Origin of the sequence: Microbacterium sp. B24, from assembly GCF_000333415.1 — a bacterium.
Classification (GTDB): domain Bacteria; phylum Actinomycetota; class Actinomycetes; order Actinomycetales; family Microbacteriaceae; genus Microbacterium.
In genome coordinates this window covers 1-2,836 of sequence record NZ_BADB01000149.1, presented here as the reverse complement: position 1 = coordinate 2,836, position 2,836 = coordinate 1, and the positions used below count along the sequence as shown (strand labels likewise).

The 2,836-nt window shown below is 69.6% G+C and carries 3 protein-coding genes; all 3 read right to left on the bottom strand.

Annotation, left to right across the window (positions count from 1 at the left end):
* Positions 1-122 precede the first annotated feature (122 nt).
* Positions 123-440: a hypothetical protein gene (locus I5I_RS03485; RefSeq protein WP_036316517.1), complete on the bottom strand. Its 318-nt coding sequence runs from the start codon at positions 438-440 to the stop codon at positions 123-125.
* Between the two features lie 251 nt (positions 441-691).
* Positions 692-2,203 carry a recombinase family protein gene (locus tag I5I_RS03480; protein WP_036316516.1) on the bottom strand — a complete coding sequence of 504 codons (1,512 nt, stop codon included), beginning with the start codon at positions 2,201-2,203 and terminating at the stop codon, positions 692-694.
* Between the two features lie 170 nt (positions 2,204-2,373).
* Positions 2,374-2,836: exonuclease domain-containing protein (locus tag I5I_RS03475; protein WP_036316514.1), on the bottom strand; the 463-nt coding region annotated here is incomplete at its 5' end.

Below are 2,836 nucleotides of genomic sequence, written 5' to 3'. Positions count from 1 at the left end.
CGGCACGGGCCTGAGCCGGTGCTCGGGTGAACACGTCGAGGGGATGCGACCCCGCCCCGAGTAGGGCACGGGGCCGCCGCACACGCGGCACCTCGGCGGGATAGTCGCTGAGGGCCGGGCGGTCACAGTGCGAGGAGGGCGATACCGTCGACGAACCGGGCGAGACGATCGCCTTCAAGGCTGATCGCGAGGAGGGGTGGCTCGGGCTGCTCGGTCAGGGCTCGGAGGCTGCCGGAGTCCTCGAAAGCCATTGCGAGGAAGTCGGGCACGGGCGCCGGGTAGCGAACGTTGAGCGCGGCGCCGATGACCTCGTCGGCGAAGTCGACGGCGTCGCGGACGGCGGAGGGCACGGGCGCGAGGCCGGCGGCCACGGAGGCGAGGTCTGTGACGGAGGCCTCACGGATGCGAGCCGCGGCGGCGCTGAGGTTGGGGTTGGGCACGGTTGGTCTCTTCCTATGAGTGGCGGGGGCTGCCCCAACTCGAAAGTTGTGACGTAGGAGAAGACCGCCTCACAGGCGTTGGCTGCGCACGGGAATGACGAAATGACGAAAGAAACGTCATTTCCTATTCCTTGCTTGAGAGAGACACACACTCGTAGAAGTAATAGGAAATGACGTTCGTTTCGTCACTTCGTCATCCTCGGGGCCGATCGTGGGCACCGACGCCCCGCCCGGCCACGCTCCGGCGTCGTTCAGGCGGCCGTGTCGAAGTCGTTCCAGTAGATCGAGACGCGCTCCGGCGAGCCGACGGGATTAACGACGACGTGGTCGATGACCACGAGGAGCATGCGCCGCCGCTCGTCGTCGTCGCGTGCGGCCTCCCACGCCTCGCGGTAGGTACGCCCCGTGAAGACGACGTCCTCGACGACGGTCGGGGCGACCTCGCGGAGCGCGCGACGACGGGCTTTCAGGGCGAGCATCGAGCCGGTCAGGGCGTCGGCCTCTTCCTCGTCGTCGGCCGCCGCCAGACGCCCCGCTAGCTCCTTGAGACGGGCCTCCACCTCCGCGAGCTCCGCCCCGGCCCCCTGATCGTCCACACGGCGCACGTAGCGCGTCTCCGGGGCATCCCCGCGGGCCGCGAGGTAGCGGGCGGTTACCTCGGCGTCGAGCTTTCGCGCGGACATGTACGTCTTACGCGGACATGTGATCCCGCTCCCCTGGGAGGAACATCCGTAGTTGATGTGCCCTTCGGGGTTGCGCTCGCTGACGGACGTGCGCCGCGGGTAGAGCGGATAGCCGCATCCCGAGCAATGGGCGATCTTCGAGAGGAGGCCCGCGGCGCGGCGCTTGACCTCGCCCCGGGCGCTCGCGTCGAAGCGCGCACGGAGCGCGAGGACCGTCTCGAGCGAGAGGATCGGCTCGAAGGGGGCGAGGGGTTGCCCGTCCTCGCCGAAGACGGGAGCGCCGTTGTGCGATACCCGCCCGAGGAGGTGGTCGGAGGTCATGAGGGTCCGCATATGCGAGCCGATCCACTTTCCGCGATCGAGGCCCTCCTCGGGGAGACCGGCGAGGCGGGCGGCACGCGCCGCGGACCGGGCCTTCGCGACGCCGCGGACCGTAAGCTCCTCGGCCAGCTTCACGGTCGACTCGCCCGCGATGAGCCGCTCCGCGAGTTCGCGGATGACGTCGGCCTCCTCGGGGATGACGTGGAGGCCGCGCCCTACCGCGAGCGTCGGGTGCGGGCCGGTCCGGTAGCCGAAGGGCGGGATGCCGTGCCCGGCCTTGCGTCCCTGGCGGCGCATGCGGCTCCGCGCGGCGATCTGACGGGCGGAGACGAGGTCACGCTCGCGCTTCGCCATATCGGCCGCGAAGGCCGCGCGAAGTTGCCAGTCGGGCTGAGTCGACTCGATACCCTCGCGGACCGCCATGAAGACCGCGGGGTGAGCGGTGCGGGCGCGAGCGTCGACTACCTCGATGAGGGCGGCGAGGGTCTTAATGCCCATGCGGCTCCATCGGTCGTAGGCGTAGACCGCGAGGATATCGGCGTCGCCGCGCGCCCACAGGTCGTAGGCGGCTTGCGCATTCTCGCGATCCTTGCCGCCCGACTTGCCGTTGTCGGTGAAGGTCTCGACGACGTCCCAGCCCGCGCGCTCTGCGATGACGGCGAGGTCATCGGTCTGCCCGGCGATCGAGGTCGAGGTCGCGGCTTCCTTCGAGAGGCGGACGTAGAGAACGGCTCTAGGCCGGGCGGGAGAGGGGGTCATGGAAGAGGAGACCGCCTCGGGGGCGGGGAGTGCCTGAGAAGTAACGCTCTTAGGTGCCATCTAAGAACTTCGGCGGTTCGAGCAAGTAATCCGAATCCCGCGAAAGCCCCGCTCCGGCGGGGCTTTCGTCGTGGTGGGCGTCGAACGCCCACCACGACGCGAGCGGTCGATCAGCGGATCGGCCAGCTGCCGTCGAGGCGGTCGTCGGGGTCGATCCGGCCGATGCGGATGAAGTAATCGGTGAGGCTGTCGGCCTGCGCGCGTGCCCACCCGATCTGACGGGTGTGCAGCTCGTGGACGGGCGCGTCGAGCTCGAACCGTCGTGCCAGCGCCTGTGCGACCCGGCCCGCCGCGATCGCGTCGGCGGCCGCGTCGTGCGCGCCGACGAGCGGCACGGCGTAATGCGCCGCGACGGCTTCGAGGGTGCGCTTGCCGCGACGGAAGCGGTCGTGTGCTTTGTCCAGCACGAGGGGATCGATGACCGGCGAGGGCTCCAGGATGGGCGGGATGCCGTGTCGGAGCGCCTCGTATTTGAGCAGCGAGAAGTCGAACGGGGCGTTGTAGGCCACCACCGGGATGCCGGCGTCCAGCAGATCGCGCAGTGCAGAGACGACCTCCGCGATCACGAGGGCG

What these genes read in the sequence shown, in the direction of transcription:
- I5I_RS03480 (WP_036316516.1), bottom strand. Translation starts at nt 2,203, where the DNA reads ATGACCCCCTCTCCCGCCCGGCCTAGAGCCGTTCTCTACGTCCGCCTC.